Here is a 15,000-nt window from a genome sequence, read left to right on the forward strand (position 1 = left end):
GAATTTTGGTACAGTTTGTACAGGATAGGCGGGAGCCATTGAAACCGGAGCGCTAGCTTCGGTGGAGGCGCTGGTGGGATACCGCCCTGACTGTATTGAAATTCTAACCTACGGGTCTTATCGACCCGGGAGACAGTGTCAGGTGGGCAGTTTGACTGGGGCGGTCGCCTCCTAAAGTGTAACGGAGGCGCCCAAAGGTTCCCTCAGAATGGTTGGAAATCATTCGTAGAGTGCAAAGGCATAAGGGAGCTTGACTGCGAGACCTACAAGTCGAGCAGGGACGAAAGTCGGGCTTAGTGATCCGGTGGTTCCGCATGGAAGGGCCATCGCTCAACGGATAAAAGCTACCCCGGGGATAACAGGCTTATCTCCCCCAAGAGTCCACATCGACGGGGAGGTTTGGCACCTCGATGTCGGCTCATCGCATCCTGGGGCTGTAGTCGGTCCCAAGGGTTGGGCTGTTCGCCCATTAAAGCGGTACGCGAGCTGGGTTCAGAACGTCGTGAGACAGTTCGGTCCCTATCCGTCGTGGGCGTAGGAAATTTGAGAGGAGCTGTCCTTAGTACGAGAGGACCGGGATGGACGCACCGCTGGTGTACCAGTTGTTCTGCCAAGGGCATAGCTGGGTAGCTATGTGCGGAAGGGATAAGTGCTGAAAGCATCTAAGCATGAAGCCCCCCTCAAGATGAGATTTCCCATAGCGTAAGCTAGTAAGATCCCTGAAAGATGATCAGGTTGATAGGTTCGAGGTGGAAGCATGGTGACATGTGGAGCTGACGAATACTAATAGATCGAGGACTTAACCATATAATATGTAGCAAATGTTATCTAGTTTTGAAGGAATATGCCTTCAATAGTTTGGTGATGATGGCAGAGAGGTCACACCCGTTCCCATACCGAACACGGAAGTTAAGCTCTCTAGCGCCGATGGTAGTTGGGACCTTGTCCCTGTGAGAGTAGGACGTCGCCAAGCTATTTATATTGTCGCGGGGTGGAGCAGCACGGTAGCTCGTCGGGCTCATAACCCGAAGGTCGCAGGTTCAAATCCTGTCCCCGCAACCAAATGGTCCCGTGGTGTAGTGGTTAACATGCCTGCCTGTCACGCAGGAGATCGCCGGTTCGACCCCGGTCGGGACCGCCATTTCATATAAAGAAAAGAACGAAACAAGTTGTTTCGTATTTTTTTATTTGTTTTAACAAAAAACTAATAAAGACAGTCAAACTATCCTTAGGACAACTCCTAAGGACTTTTTTATATATTCAAAACCTGTATAATAAAGAGCAGAGAACATTGTGAGTAAAGTAGGTGAAGTCTGTGAGTAAATATGAAGTAACAACAAAATCTTCTGAGGAAACACAAAGGTTATCAGAAAAACTAGGTGAGCTCGTAGAGGCACAAGATGTAATTATTTTAGAAGGAGATCTTGGAGCTGGTAAGACGACTTTTACAAAGGGACTAGCAAAAGGTCTTGGAGTGAAAAGAGTTGTAAATAGTCCTACCTTTAATATCATTAAAGAATATAAAGGTAGGTTACCGCTATATCATATGGACGTGTATCGCTTAGCAGAAAGTGAAGAGGACTTAGGCTTTGATGAATATTTCTACGGTGAAGGAATTACGGTAGTAGAATGGGCTCATTTAATAGAGGCATATTTACCAAATGAAAAGTTACAAATTAGTTTATTCCATGCTGGAGATGACACAAGAAAAATTATACTCGAGCCAATTGGAGATCGCTATATTAGATTATGTGAGGAGCTATTACAAGATGAAAGTACTAGCAATTGATACTTCAAATTACGTAATGGGTGTATCCCTTATTGAGGAAGGAAACGTAATTGGGGAAATCATTACAAATTTAACAAAAAACCATTCTGTACGTCTTATGCCAGCTGTAGAGAAACTGTTAAAAGAGTGTGGCGTAAAACCGAAGGAATTAACTAAAATCGTTGTAGCTGCTGGACCTGGATCCTATACAGGTGTTCGCATAGGCGTGACAGCGGCGAAAACATTAGCTTGGTCACTTCAAATACCAATTGTAGGTGTATCAAGTTTAGAGGTAGTAGCTGCAAACGGTGCTAACTTTAACGGGTTAATTTGTCCTTTATTTGATGGAAGACGTGGGCAAATTTACACTGGGTTATATACATATGAAGGAGAGCAGTTAACTTCAATAGAAGAAGACCGAATTATTCTTATTGTGGACTGGTTGCAAATGTTAAAAGATAAAGGACAGCCTGTTTTATTTATCGGTAACGATGTTAAATTGCATAAAGAAACAATTATAGAACATTTAGGTGATCAAGCTGTATTCGCTCCATTTACTAAAAATAACCCAAGACCAAGTGAGCTAGCATTCTTAGGATTACAAAAAGAAGAACAAGATGTGCATACGTTTGTTCCAAGCTATCTTCGTTTAGCTGAAGCTGAAACAAAGTGGTTAGAAAGTCAAAACAAGTAGGAGCTTGCAGAAGATGGATATGATATTTAGAAAGATGGAGCTTGATGATATTGCTCAAATTGTAGCTATTGAAGAAGCGTCTTTTTCAACTCCTTGGACTGCAGATGCCTTTCACCGTGAATTAACGATGAATGAACATGCACATTATATTGTGTTAGAAAAAGATGGTCGTGTAGTCGGGTATTGTGGATTGTGGATAATTATTGATGAATCACATATAACAAATATAGCTATTTTGCCAGAATACCGAGGTCAAAAGTTAGGAGATGCCCTATTGAAAGCAGTTATTTCTGAAGCGAAAGAACTAGGGGTAAAAACAATGACACTTGAAGTACGTGTATCAAATGAAGTAGCAAAGCAGTTATACAGAAAATACGGATTTCAAAATGGTGGGATTCGTAAACGATACTATGCAGACAATCAGGAAGATGGTCTCGTAATGTGGGTGAATATATAATGGAAAAAAATACGATTATACTTGGTATTGAAACAAGTTGTGATGAAACAGCAGTAGCAGTTGTTAAAAATGGAACGGAAATTATTGCGAATGTCGTTGCATCACAAATTGAAAGTCATAAACGTTTTGGCGGCGTTGTACCAGAGATTGCATCCCGTCATCATGTAGAAGAAATTACAGTTGTGTTAGAAGAAGCTTTAAAGGAAGCAAACATCACATTTGATGATATTGATGCAATTGCTGTAACAGAAGGTCCTGGTTTAGTAGGAGCACTTCTAATTGGAGTAAATGCAGCGAAGGCAGTAGCGTTTGCACATGATATTCCGTTAGTCGGTGTTCATCATATTGCTGGTCATATTTATGCGAACCGTTTAGTAAAAGAAGTTCAATTCCCGTTATTATCACTTGTTGTATCTGGTGGGCATACGGAACTTGTTTATATGAAAGAACATGGTTCATTCGAAGTAATTGGTGAAACACGAGACGATGCAGCTGGAGAAGCATATGATAAAGTAGCTCGTACGTTATCTATGCCATATCCAGGTGGTCCTCATATTGATCGCCTTGCACATGAAGGAGAACCGACAATTGATTTGCCTCGTGCATGGCTAGAACCGGATTCATATGATTTTAGCTTTAGTGGATTGAAATCAGCAGTTATCAACACTGTGCATAACGCAAAACAACGCGGTATAGAAATTGCGCCAGAAGATTTAGCGGCAAGTTTCCAAGAAAGTGTAATAGATGTACTTGTAACGAAAGCAGCTCGTGCAGCAGAAGCTTATAATGTAAAGCAATTACTTCTTGCTGGTGGAGTAGCTGCTAATAAAGGACTTCGTGCGCGATTAGAAGAGGAATTTGCACAAAAAGAAAACATTGAATTAATTATTCCGCCGCTATCTTTATGCACAGATAATGCAGCGATGATTGCAGCGGCAGGGACAATTGCTTATGAACAAGGTAAGCGTGCAACATTAGCCTTAAATGCAAATCCAGGATTAGATATTGAAGCATAGTTATGCACATAATTAACCACAGGTTGTGGATAAAACCCATATTGTCTGTTGATAATGTGGGTTTTATTGTGTATATAAAATGTTGATAACTTTTTTGTTGATTGTGGATAATGTGGAAAAGTTATTTTAAGGTTTATTTTATAAAGGTGGATATGTGTATAAACTTGTGGATAAATAGGATGATGTCAGACCTTTGAATTTGTTCTTTTTCGGGAAATAAAAAGTAAGAAGATATCCCCGAAAAACATTTTGAAACATCTCCCTATTATAGAAGATGCTAATATTGTCAATCTTTGTCGTTAAATCGATATTTCGTGTCGAATTGTTAATATATATAGGGTTACAATAGATATATTTGAAAAATCGTTGGTATATTCTAAGTTACGATTGATATACTCAAAAAATTGTTTCTGTATTAAAAGAAAAAAAGATGTCGCATAGTCAAAAATCCTGACTTATGAGACATCTTCCTTATTTAAATATGCTTATACATGCAGCTCTTCCCATTCTGCCATGCAAGTTTCAAGTTGTTCTTGTAGCGTTTGCTTTTTAGTTGTAATTTCACTAGCTTTTTCATAATCTGCATATATTTCTGGTAAGCAAAGTTGATCTTCTAACGTAGCAATTTCTTCTTCTAATTCCAATATACTTTGTTCTAGCTCTTCAATTTTTCTAGTGCGTTGACGCTCTAGTTTTTTACGCTCTTTTTCTTCTAAATAATTTAATTTCTCTTGTGCAACCACCTTTTGAACAGGAATGTCACTTTCTTGCTGTTCAAGTTCTGCACGTTCAATCATTTCATTTTTCTTTTCAACGTAGTAATCGTAATCCCCTAAATATTCCTGTGCACCTTCTGTTGATAACTCAACCACAGTCGTTGTTACACGGTTAATAAAGTAGCGGTCATGTGAGACGAATAGAAGAGTCCCTGGATAATCAATTAAAGCATTCTCCAAAATTTCTTTACTATTTAAATCAAGGTGGTTCGTAGGCTCATCTAGAATTAATAAATTTGATTTTTGCATCATAAGTTTTGCAAGAGCTAATCGAGCTTTTTGTCCACCACTAAGGGAAGATACTGGTTTCAGTACATCATCTCCTGTGAATAAAAAATTCCCGAGTATAGTACGGATTTCTTTTTCAGGTTGCAGTGGATATTCATCCCATAGTTCATTTAAAACCCGTTTAGAAGATGTTAAGTTTGCTTGTTCTTGATCATAATAACCAACAGATACATTTGATCCGAAAGAAACATCACCATTTAATAGTGGTAACTTATTCACAATAGACTTTAACAATGTGGATTTCCCAATTCCGTTTGGACCAACTAAAGCAACACTATCTCCGCGAGTTAAGCGCATAGTTACATGTTCAATTATAGGGTTCTCATCATAGCCAATGGTTGCATCATTTACTTGTAAAACATCATTTCCACTTTGCTTTTCAATATCGAAGTGGAATGATGCTGACTTAGAATCCCCTAATGGTCTCGTTAATAATTCCATTCTGTCTAGTTGTTTACGACGACTTTGAGCACGTTTCGTTGTAGAAGCGCGAGCTATATTCTTTTGAACGAAGTCCTCAAGTTTTGCGATTTCATCTTGTTGTTTTTCGTAACGTTTCATTTCTTGCTCATATAATGCTGATTTTAAGTCTAAATATTTACTGTAGTTACCAACAAATCGTCTGCTTTCTTTATTTGAAATTTCATATACTTGTGTAACGAGTTTGTCTAAGAAATAACGGTCATGTGAAACGATTAATATTGCGCCAGGATAACCTTGTAAATATTGCTCAAGCCACGTTAATGTTTCGATGTCTAAATGGTTTGTAGGCTCATCCAAAATAAGTAAGTCTGGTTTTGTTAATAATAATTTCCCGAGAGCTAATCTTGTTTTTTGCCCGCCGCTTAAAGTAGAGATCGTCGTCTGGTGCGTTTCAACTGGGAAGCCAAGGCCGCTTAAAATGGAGCGAATATCCGCTTCATATTGATATCCACCTTGATCTTTATAATTGAGTTGCAATTGGTCATAATCAGCTAACAATCTTTCATATGTAGCTTCGTTTGAAAAGTTTTCTTCTTTTCCCATTTCTTGCTCAAGCCTTCGAAGTTTTGTCTCCATTTGCTGTAAGTGGGTAAAGACGGTTAGCATTTCATCCCAAATTGTTAAAGACGTTTCTAGTCCAGTATTTTGAGCTAAATATCCGATTGAGACATCTTTCGGTTTTATAATTTCGCCACCATCATGAGATAATTCACCAGCGATAATTTTTAATAATGTAGATTTGCCTGCTCCATTCCTTCCAACTAATGCGATACGATCTTTTGTTTGTACTTCCAATTTTATGTTTGCAAGAATCGTTTCTGCACCGTATAATTTCGAAAGCGCGTTTACTTGTAATAAAATCAATGTTTTCACCTCAAATAATTTCTTAACTTTGCCATGTTTATATTTCTCAATCATACTAAAAATAGTGTATAGTTTAAAATAAAGAGAGAATACTTCTTCTCTTTATTATACAAGGAATTTAATGAGTGCTAAACTTCTGTATTTGATTAAAGTATATGAATAAAGATAGGAAGAGAGGAGAGGTCATATGGATCAGCAAAAGATTCCACAAGCCACTGCTAAAAGATTGCCTCTATACTATCGATTTATCCAAAACTTATCTCTTTCTGGTAAGCAGCGTGTTTCATCGGCCGAATTGAGTGAGGCAGTAAAAGTAGATTCCGCAACAATACGAAGAGATTTTTCGTATTTTGGAGCGTTAGGGAAAAAGGGATATGGATATAACGTAAATTATTTATTATCATTTTTCCGCGAAACACTTGATCAAGATGATATAACACGTGTAGCACTTATTGGAGTAGGTAATTTAGGGACCGCTTTCTTACATTATAATTTCACGAAAAACAATAATACAAAAATTGAAATGGCATTTGATGTTAGTGAAGAGAAAGTTGGAACAGAAATCGGGGGCATTCCTGTATATCATTTAGATGAATTAGAAGAGAGATTATCAAATGATATACAAGTGGCAATATTAACAGTACCGGCTACAGTAGCACAAGCTGTAGCAGATAGATTAGCTGAAACGAGCGTGCATGGTATTTTGAATTTCACACCAGCGCGATTAAACGTATCAGAGAATATTAGAATTCATCATATTGACTTAGCTGTAGAGTTACAAACATTAGTTTACTTTTTGAAAAACTATCCACAATAAAACGCAGAGGAAGCGACCTCTGCGTTTTATTATTGTTTCTTCTTTGTGAATTTAATTAATATAAGGCGAAGTGCCAAATTAAAATCAATTGTTGCCATAACTGCAAATAGTATTGTCCACATATTCCAGATTGTATCTGTCACGTTCGTAATGGCGAAGCGTGTAAAGATACATCCAAGAAGGAAGTATAGTGCAGCCATGAACAATGGTGAGTTTCTCATACAAAAAATCCTCCGATAAAGCCTTGCATTTTTTCAGCTTCTTTAATCATTTCTTGAATTTGTTCATTGCTCATAAAAATTTGCCCAATAGCGACCAATGTATTCATCGCAACATGAGCTGCAATCGGAACGATAATACGTTTCGTCTTCACATATAAGAAGGCGAATACGAGCCCCATAGCAGTGTATACCAATAAATGAGTAAAATCAAAATGAATTGCTGCGAATACAAGCGAACTAATGATAGCTGCGATAAAGAAGTTAAACTTCTTATAAAGTGCACCAAATAAAATTTTTCTAAATACGATTTCTTCTAAGATAGGTCCAATTATAGATACAACAATAAGGAACCAAGGTGTCGTTCTTGCAATCTCCATCAGTTTCATTGTATTTTCTGAACCTTGTTTAATTCCTAGCAGCTGCATCTCGATCATACCGGCAACTATTTGTGAAAAGAAAGCTAAGAAGAACCCGATGAAAATCCATCCAATAGTAGCTGGAGCAGAAGAGCGCTTTGGATCTAAATGCCTGTCACGAATATCTGTTCTAAGTAACCAAAGTACGATACATAATGCAACAAAGAAGCTAATAATTGCCCAGTGTCCCGTTATGATTTGTCCTTTTTCCTCAATGGTAAATCCTCTATTATCATAGAGTCCTGTTTTTAGGAGAAGTGGCAATCCAACAACGCCAGATAACTGCATTAAAATGTATGTAACGATAATCCACCAGTATTGTTTCTTCAAATGGTTTAACCATCCTTTCTAACTATAGTGTATGAGATAAGTTAGGATAACATGTAAATATGCTACCTACGATATAAACCTCACTTGAATTATGTTTTTTTCGTAAATCCTTATTTGAAATTATAATAGAAGACAGGAGAAAGTTGTGTGTGTAGCGAAAACAACTTAGGGTGTCCTTTCATATTGTAACATACGAGCAGTGGAAACAACGATTCATATAGTAAAGGCAGTATTCTATATAGTGATTTGCGAAAAAATTATGATTTTTTTACTTGCAAAAGAAATTGAGATTATTTATTATTATAAGTGTGTTAGCACTCGGATGACTTGAGTGCTAATAAAAGAAATTTACATAACAAAATGAGGAGGTTATTGTTCATGCTAAAGCCATTAGGTGATCGCGTTGTAATTGAGCTTGTTCAAGCAGAAGAAAAAACAGCAAGTGGTATCGTATTACCAGATACTGCAAAAGAAAAACCACAAGAGGGTAAAGTTGTTGCAGTAGGTACTGGTCGAGTGCTTGAGAATGGTGAGCGTGTTGCTTTAGAGGTAGCAGCAGGTGATCTTATCATCTTCTCAAAATATGCAGGTACTGAAGTGAAATATGAAGGTACAGACTACTTGATTTTACGTGAAAGTGACATTTTAGCAGTTATCGGTTAATTATATAAATCTTAAAAAATCCAAGGGGGTCAATTATTATGGCAAAAGATATTAAATTTAGTGAAGAAGCACGTCGTTCGATGCTTCGCGGTGTCGACACTCTTGCAAATGCAGTAAAAGTAACGCTTGGACCAAAAGGTCGTAACGTTGTTCTTGAGAAAAAATTCGGTTCACCACTTATTACAAATGACGGTGTAACAATCGCAAAAGAAATCGAATTAGAAGATGCATTCGAAAACATGGGTGCGAAACTAGTAGCAGAAGTTGCTAGCAAAACAAATGACGTAGCTGGTGACGGAACAACAACTGCAACTGTATTAGCGCAAGCTATGATTCGTGAAGGTCTTAAAAACGTAACAGCTGGTGCGAACCCAATGGGTCTTCGTAAAGGTATCGAAAAAGCTGTTACTGCTGCAATTGAAGAATTAAAAACGATTTCTAAACCAATCGAAGGTAAATCTTCTATCGCACAAGTAGCTGCTATTTCTGCTGCTGACGAAGAAGTAGGTCAATTAATCGCTGAAGCAATGGAGCGCGTTGGTAACGACGGCGTTATTACTTTAGAAGAATCTAAAGGCTTCACAACAGAATTAGACGTAGTAGAAGGTATGCAATTTGATCGTGGATATGCATCTCCTTACATGATTACTGATTCTGACAAAATGGAAGCAGTTCTTGATAACCCATACATCTTAATCACTGACAAAAAGATTTCTAACATTCAAGAAATCTTACCAGTATTAGAGCAAGTGGTACAACAAGGTAAACCACTTCTTATCATTGCTGAAGATGTAGAAGGCGAAGCGTTAGCTACATTAGTAGTGAACAAACTTCGTGGTACATTCAATGTAGTAGCTGTTAAAGCTCCTGGATTTGGTGACCGTCGTAAAGCAATGCTAGAAGATATCGCGATCTTAACAGGTGGCGAAGTAATCACTGAAGAATTAGGTCGTGACTTAAAATCTGCTACAGTTGAATCTTTAGGACGCGCTGGTAAAGTTGTTGTTACAAAAGAAAACACAACTGTAGTTGAAGGTGTAGGAAGCACAGAACAAATCGAAGCTCGCATCGGTCAAATCCGTGCGCAATTAGAAGAAACAACTTCTGAATTCGATCGTGAAAAATTACAAGAGCGTCTTGCAAAACTTGCAGGTGGCGTAGCGGTAATTAAAGTAGGTGCAGCAACTGAAACTGAGTTGAAAGAACGCAAACTTCGTATTGAAGATGCACTTAACTCAACTCGTGCAGCAGTAGAAGAAGGTATCGTTGCAGGTGGTGGTACTTCACTTATGAACGTATACACAAAAGTAGCTTCTATCGTAGCTGAAGGCGACGAAGCAACAGGTATCAACATCGTACTTCGCGCACTAGAAGAGCCAGTTCGCCAAATCGCAATCAACGCTGGTCTAGAAGGATCTGTAGTTGTAGAGCGTCTAAAAGGCGAAAAAGTAGGCGTTGGTTTCAACGCAGCTACTGGCGAATGGGTTAACATGCTTGAGTCTGGTATCGTAGATCCAGCTAAAGTAACTCGTTCTGCACTTCAAAACGCAGCATCTGTTGCAGCTATGTTCTTAACAACTGAAGCTGTAGTAGCTGACAAGCCAGAACCAAATGCACCAGCAATGCCTGATATGGGCGGCATGGGCATGGGCGGTATGGGCGGAATGATGTAATTCCGTTTGCCCTAAAAAACATCCATTTCTATATAGAAATGGATGTTTTTTTATGTTTTTTAGAAAAGGAAATGAATTTCTGTAGAATTTTGTCGCTTTCTCTCTTGACCATATTGATATTTCATTGTTAGAATCTAGGAAGATAATATAAAACGATCCTTCATATATCCTCAATGATATGGTTTGAGAGTCTCTACCGGGTTACCGCAAACAACCTGACTATGAAGGCAGTGTGTCTTATATTTATAAAGAGCGGAGACTATCTTTCTTTATAAAGCCAGACCCCTGCCTTTTCTTTGTTATGAGACTAGAGGCGGAGGACTGGCTTTTTTTATTATATTGGTAATGCTTTTCGCCAAATTGGTGAAAATATTTATATACGAGAACTAACGTTGGGGTGATTATTTTGAAGAAACAACACGATACAATTATCGTTTTAGATTTTGGAAGTCAATACAATCAGTTAATAGCACGTCGAATTCGTGAGTTCGGTGTATACAGTGAACTTCATCCACATACAATTACTGCAGAAGAAATTAAAGCAATGAATCCAAAAGGGATTATTTTCTCTGGTGGACCAAATAGCGTATACGGTGAAGGTGCATTACATTGTGATGAAAAAATCTTTGAACTAGGTTTACCAATCTTCGGTATTTGTTACGGTATGCAGCTTATGACGCAACACTTCGGTGGTAAAGTAGAGCGTGCAAATCACCGTGAGTACGGAAAGGCTGTTCTTAAAGTAGAGAACGAATCAAAATTATATGCGAACCTTCCAGAAGAGCAAGTTGTATGGATGAGCCATGGTGACTTAGTAACTGGTTTACCTGAAGGATTCGTAGTAGACGCAACAAGTGAGTCTTGCCCAATTGCTGGTATGAGCAATGAAGCGAAAAACTTATACGGTGTACAATTCCACCCAGAAGTACGTCACTCTGAGCACGGTAACGATTTAATTAAAAACTTCGTATTCGGCGTATGTGGTTGTTCTGAAGGATGGAACATGGAGAACTTTATCGAAGTAGAATTAGAAAAAATTCGTGAAACTGTTGGAGACAAAAAAGTACTATGCGCACTTAGTGGCGGTGTAGACTCTTCTGTTGTAGCAGTATTAATTCATAAAGCAATCGGCGATCAATTAACTTGTATTTTCGTTGACCACGGCTTACTGCGTAAAGGCGAAGCAGAAGGCGTTATGAAAACATTTAGCGAAGGCTTCCACATGAACGTTATTAAAGTGGATGCAAAAGAACGCTTCATGAACAAGTTAAAAGGTGTAGAAGATCCAGAACAAAAACGTAAAATCATCGGTAACGAATTCATTTACGTATTTGATGATGAAGCGTCTAAATTACAAGGTATGGACTTTTTAGCACAAGGTACACTTTACACAGACATCGTTGAAAGTGGTACAGCAACTGCACAAACAATTAAATCTCACCACAACGTTGGTGGACTTCCAGAAGACATGCAGTTCAAATTAATTGAGCCTTTAAACACGTTATTTAAAGACGAAGTACGTGTATTAGGATCTGAACTAGGAATTCCTGATGAAATCGTATGGCGTCAACCATTCCCAGGACCGGGTCTTGGTATTCGTGTATTAGGTGAAATTACAGAAGAGAAATTAGAAATCGTTCGTGAATCTGATGCGATTTTACGTGAAGAAATTATTAAAGCGGGCTTAGACCGTGAAATCTGGCAATACTTCACTGCACTTCCTGGTATGCGTAGCGTAGGTGTTATGGGTGACGAGCGTACTTACGATTACACAGTAGGTATCCGTGCAGTAACATCTATCGACGGTATGACAGCTGACTGGGCACGTATCCCTTGGGACGTATTAGAGAAAATCTCTGTACGTATCGTAAACGAAGTAAAACACGTTAACCGTATCGTGTATGATGTAACGAGTAAGCCACCAGCAACTATTGAGTGGGAATAGTATTTATAAAAAGGTCCATCTATTGCTTATGCATAGATGGATCTTTTTTATTTTGGCATTAATACGAACGAAAACTATAAAAGTTTATGAAAATGTTCGTTTTTAAATTGACAAAACTACTTCGTCGAGTTAATATGATTATGTAATTCAAACGAAAAGTGAATATTATAGCCGTCGTATAATATCGGGGATATGGCCCGAAAGTTTCTACCTAGCTACCGTAAATGGCTTGACTACGAGGCGTTTGTATAAAGATGAGGGGAAACTTGTCTTTGTTTATAGAACGCTTCCATGTATATATGCAATGGAAGCCTTTTTTATTTCTCGGGATAAAAGAGGGCTAGGGTGAAATACGGCGAGTAATCATATAACGGGGGAAACATAGGATGAAACGCTATTTTCAGTTTGATGAGCTCGGTACGAATTATAAGACTGAGTTCATAGCAGGGTTAACGACATTTCTATCTATGGCTTACGTACTATTTGTCAATCCTGCTACGCTGTCGCTTGGAAATGTTAAAGGGTTACCAGCAGGTACAGGGATGGATCCAGGTGCAGTATTCGTTGCTACGGCATTAGCGGCAGCGATCGGTTCGTTAATTATGGGTATTTTCGCGAAGTATCCAATTGCTTTAGCGCCAGGTATGGGGATTAACGCGTTCTTTGCTTATACAGCAGTCTTAACGATGGGTATTCCGTGGCAAACGGCCATTGCCGGAACATTAATGTCAGGTATTATCTTTATTATTCTTACTGCTTCAGGTATTCGTGAAAAAATCATTAATGCAATTCCATCGGAGTTAAAGTTTGCAGTAGCAGCAGGTATTGGATTATTCATTGCTTTCCTTGGATTCCAAAATGCCGGAATTATCGTGAAAAACGATGCGGTTCTTGTTGGGTTGGGGGACTTAACAAAGGGCACAACGTTACTAGCAATCTTCGGGGTTGTTACTACGATCATCTTCATGATTAAGAAAGTTAATGGTGCAGTATTCTACGGTATGATTCTTACAGCGATCTTAGGAGTTGCAACAGGATTAATTGATACTCCGAAAGCTGTAGTGGGAGCAATACCGAGTCTAGAACCAACGTTCGGTGTGGCGTTAACGCACTTCGGCGATATTTTCACAGTTCAAATGGGGATTGTTATTATAACGTTCTTCTTTATAGATTTCTTTGATACAGCAGGTACGCTTGTAGCGGTTGCGAATCAAGCAGGATTAATGAAGAACAATAAATTACCACGTGCAGGAAAAGCGTTATTTGCAGATGCGATTGCAACTGTAATTGGTGCGATCTTGGGTACATCAACAACAACGTCTTACATTGAATCGTCTGCAGGGGTAGCAGCGGGAGGACGTTCTGGATTTACAGCAGTTGTAACAGCAGGATTCTTCTTACTGGCACTATTCTTTTCGCCATTATTAAGTGTTGTAACGCCAGCTGTAACGGCACCGGCTTTAATTATTGTAGGAATCTTGATGGTTTCTTCCTTAGGGGAAATTGATTGGAAGAAATTCGAGATTGCAGTACCAGCATTCTTTACAATTATCTCTATGCCACTTACGTATAGTATCGCAACTGGGATTGCCATTGGATTTATCTTCTATCCAATTACAATGGTTGTGAGTGGTCGTCGTAAAGAGGTTCATCCGATTATGTATGTTATGGGAGTTTTATTCGTGCTATATTTCATCTACGTTCGTAAATAAAAGGGGTTTTTTAAAGGTCTAGACTTAAGGGGAGTCTAGACCTTTTTGCGTCTTCAGAAAATCTTAAGGATTTCCGAGCGTTTTTCTTCAGAAGTTTTCCTATAATAGAAGTTAGGGATTAAAAAAGTGATGGGGGAGATATTGTGGCACACGAAACAATACTTGTCGTAGATGATGAAAAAGAAATTCGGAATTTAATTACAATCTATTTAAAGAATGAAGGATATAAAGTATTACAAGCAGGAGACGGAGAAGAAGGATTACGTCTATTGGAAGAAAATGAAATACATCTAGTCGTATTAGATATTATGATGCCGAAAGTGGATGGTATTCATATGTGTATGAAGGTAAGGGAAGCGAAAGAAATGCCTATTATTATGCTTTCTGCCAAAACGCAAGATATGGATAAGATTTTAGGATTAACAACAGGGGCAGATGATTACGTAACGAAGCCCTTTAATCCATTAGAGTTAATTGCACGAATTAAATCTCAGTTACGCCGTTATATGAAAATGAATGGTTTCGCTGTCCAAAATGAGGACGAGTTAGAAATTGGGGAGATGAAAATCAACATCTCGACCCATAAAGTTGTTGTAGAGGGAGAAGAAGTGAAACTAACTCCGAGGGAATTTTCAATTTTAGAATTGCTAGCTAGAAATCCAGGTATGGTGTTTAGTGCGGAGCAAATTTATGAAAAGGTGTGGAACGAACGATCTTTCCAGTCTGATAATACTGTAATGGTGCACATTCGGAAAGTGCGTGAAAAGATTGAGGAGAATCCAAGGAAACCTAGATATATAAAAACAGTATGGGGAGTGGGGTATAAGATTGAAAAAGATATTTAATCCGTTTACTTATATAAGGAAAATAAGAGAAT

The 15,000-nt window shown here is 38.4% G+C and carries 14 protein-coding genes, 2 tRNA genes, 2 rRNA genes and 2 riboswitches (2 of these 20 only partly in view); of the genes, 15 read left to right on the forward strand and 3 right to left on the reverse strand.

Features of this window, described 5'->3' with window-relative positions; genetic code table 11:
• The 8 genes from BHV55_RS01450 to tsaD form a co-directional block, all read left to right on the forward strand.
• Positions 1–807, forward strand: a 23S ribosomal RNA gene (locus BHV55_RS01450); it begins 2,116 nt to the left of the window's first position.
• A gap of 50 nt (positions 808–857) precedes the next feature.
• Positions 858–973, forward strand: a 5S ribosomal RNA gene (gene rrf, locus BHV55_RS01455).
• Positions 974–985: 12 nt separating this feature from the next.
• Positions 986–1,062: transfer RNA gene (locus tag BHV55_RS01460), tRNA-Met, on the forward strand.
• A gap of 3 nt (positions 1,063–1,065) precedes the next feature.
• A tRNA-Asp gene (locus BHV55_RS01465) sits at positions 1,066–1,141 on the forward strand.
• A 174-nt stretch (positions 1,142–1,315) separates the two neighbouring features.
• A complete protein-coding gene (gene tsaE / locus BHV55_RS01470; RefSeq protein WP_000049642.1) occupies positions 1,316–1,789 on the forward strand; it encodes a tRNA (adenosine(37)-N6)-threonylcarbamoyltransferase complex ATPase subunit type 1 TsaE in 474 nt (157 codons plus the stop codon).
• Positions 1,770–2,462 (forward strand): tRNA (adenosine(37)-N6)-threonylcarbamoyltransferase complex dimerization subunit type 1 TsaB, encoded by a 693-nt coding sequence (gene tsaB, locus BHV55_RS01475; protein WP_000865753.1) that lies wholly within the window; start codon positions 1,770–1,772, stop codon positions 2,460–2,462. The genes tsaE and tsaB overlap by 20 nt, the downstream gene beginning before the upstream one ends.
• Before the next feature lie 13 nt (positions 2,463–2,475).
• Complete coding sequence (gene rimI / locus BHV55_RS01480) at positions 2,476–2,919, forward strand: ribosomal protein S18-alanine N-acetyltransferase (RefSeq protein ID WP_000367190.1); 444 nt, start codon at positions 2,476–2,478, stop codon at positions 2,917–2,919.
• Complete coding sequence (gene tsaD, locus BHV55_RS01485) at positions 2,919–3,935, forward strand: tRNA (adenosine(37)-N6)-threonylcarbamoyltransferase complex transferase subunit TsaD (protein WP_000414585.1); 1,017 nt, start codon at positions 2,919–2,921, stop codon at positions 3,933–3,935. Before rimI ends, tsaD begins: the two co-directional genes overlap by 1 nt.
• Positions 3,936–4,420: 485 nt before the next feature.
• Here tsaD and BHV55_RS01490 read toward each other — a convergent pair whose 3' ends face one another.
• The gene (locus tag BHV55_RS01490; RefSeq protein ID WP_000602145.1) at positions 4,421–6,346 is read right to left on the reverse strand and encodes an ABC-F family ATP-binding cassette domain-containing protein; all 1,926 of its coding nucleotides are present in this window, start codon (positions 6,344–6,346) and stop codon (positions 4,421–4,423) included.
• 187 nt (positions 6,347–6,533) lie between these two features.
• Between BHV55_RS01490 and BHV55_RS01495 the strand changes: the two genes are divergently transcribed.
• Positions 6,534–7,163, forward strand: coding sequence for a redox-sensing transcriptional repressor Rex (locus tag BHV55_RS01495; RefSeq protein WP_000372699.1), 630 nt, complete (start codon positions 6,534–6,536; stop codon positions 7,161–7,163).
• A 29-nt stretch (positions 7,164–7,192) separates the two neighbouring features.
• On the opposite strand, the gene BHV55_RS01500 is transcribed toward BHV55_RS01495, so the two are convergent.
• Together BHV55_RS01500 and BHV55_RS01505 are read right to left on the reverse strand one after the other, a co-directional pair.
• The gene (locus BHV55_RS01500; protein WP_001246200.1) at positions 7,193–7,384 is read right to left on the reverse strand and encodes a YdiK family protein; all 192 of its coding nucleotides are present in this window, start codon (positions 7,382–7,384) and stop codon (positions 7,193–7,195) included.
• On the reverse strand, positions 7,381–8,130 hold the full coding sequence (locus BHV55_RS01505; RefSeq protein WP_000745326.1) for a CPBP family intramembrane glutamic endopeptidase: 750 nt from the start codon (positions 8,128–8,130) through the stop codon (positions 7,381–7,383). The genes BHV55_RS01500 and BHV55_RS01505 overlap by 4 nt, the downstream gene beginning before the upstream one ends.
• A 378-nt stretch (positions 8,131–8,508) precedes the next feature.
• On the opposite strand from BHV55_RS01505, the gene groES reads away from it, so the two are divergent.
• From groES to ampS, 6 genes are all read left to right on the forward strand, one after another.
• Entirely contained in the window at positions 8,509–8,793 is a 285-nt protein-coding gene (gene groES / locus BHV55_RS01510; RefSeq protein WP_000917311.1) for a co-chaperone GroES, read from the forward strand.
• Between the two features lie 38 nt (positions 8,794–8,831).
• Positions 8,832–10,466, forward strand: a complete 1,635-nt coding sequence (gene groL / locus BHV55_RS01515; protein ID WP_001029993.1) for a chaperonin GroEL — start codon at positions 8,832–8,834, stop codon at positions 10,464–10,466.
• A gap of 140 nt (positions 10,467–10,606) precedes the next feature.
• Positions 10,607–10,708: riboswitch (purine riboswitch) on the forward strand.
• Between the two features lie 164 nt (positions 10,709–10,872).
• A complete protein-coding gene (gene guaA / locus BHV55_RS01520) occupies positions 10,873–12,411 on the forward strand; it encodes a glutamine-hydrolyzing GMP synthase (RefSeq protein ID WP_000743906.1) in 1,539 nt (512 codons plus the stop codon).
• A 154-nt stretch (positions 12,412–12,565) separates the two neighbouring features.
• Positions 12,566–12,667: riboswitch (purine riboswitch) on the forward strand.
• Between the two features lie 130 nt (positions 12,668–12,797).
• The gene (locus BHV55_RS01525; protein WP_000833096.1) at positions 12,798–14,123 is read left to right on the forward strand and encodes an NCS2 family permease; all 1,326 of its coding nucleotides are present in this window, start codon (positions 12,798–12,800) and stop codon (positions 14,121–14,123) included.
• Between the two features lie 143 nt (positions 14,124–14,266).
• A complete protein-coding gene (locus BHV55_RS01530) occupies positions 14,267–14,968 on the forward strand; it encodes a response regulator transcription factor (protein WP_000929880.1) in 702 nt (233 codons plus the stop codon).
• Positions 14,952–15,000, forward strand: the 5' portion of a protein-coding gene (gene ampS, locus BHV55_RS01535) for an aminopeptidase AmpS (protein ID WP_000719210.1). Its footprint extends 1,457 nt past the window's final position; the window shows 49 of its 1,506 coding nt (coding positions 1–49); its start codon is at positions 14,952–14,954; its stop codon lies beyond the right edge, outside the window. Before BHV55_RS01530 ends, ampS begins: the two co-directional genes overlap by 17 nt.

The organism is Bacillus sp. RZ2MS9 (genome assembly GCF_001816185.2).
GTDB classification, from domain to species: Bacteria; Bacillota; Bacilli; order Bacillales; family Bacillaceae_G; genus Bacillus_A; species Bacillus_A cereus.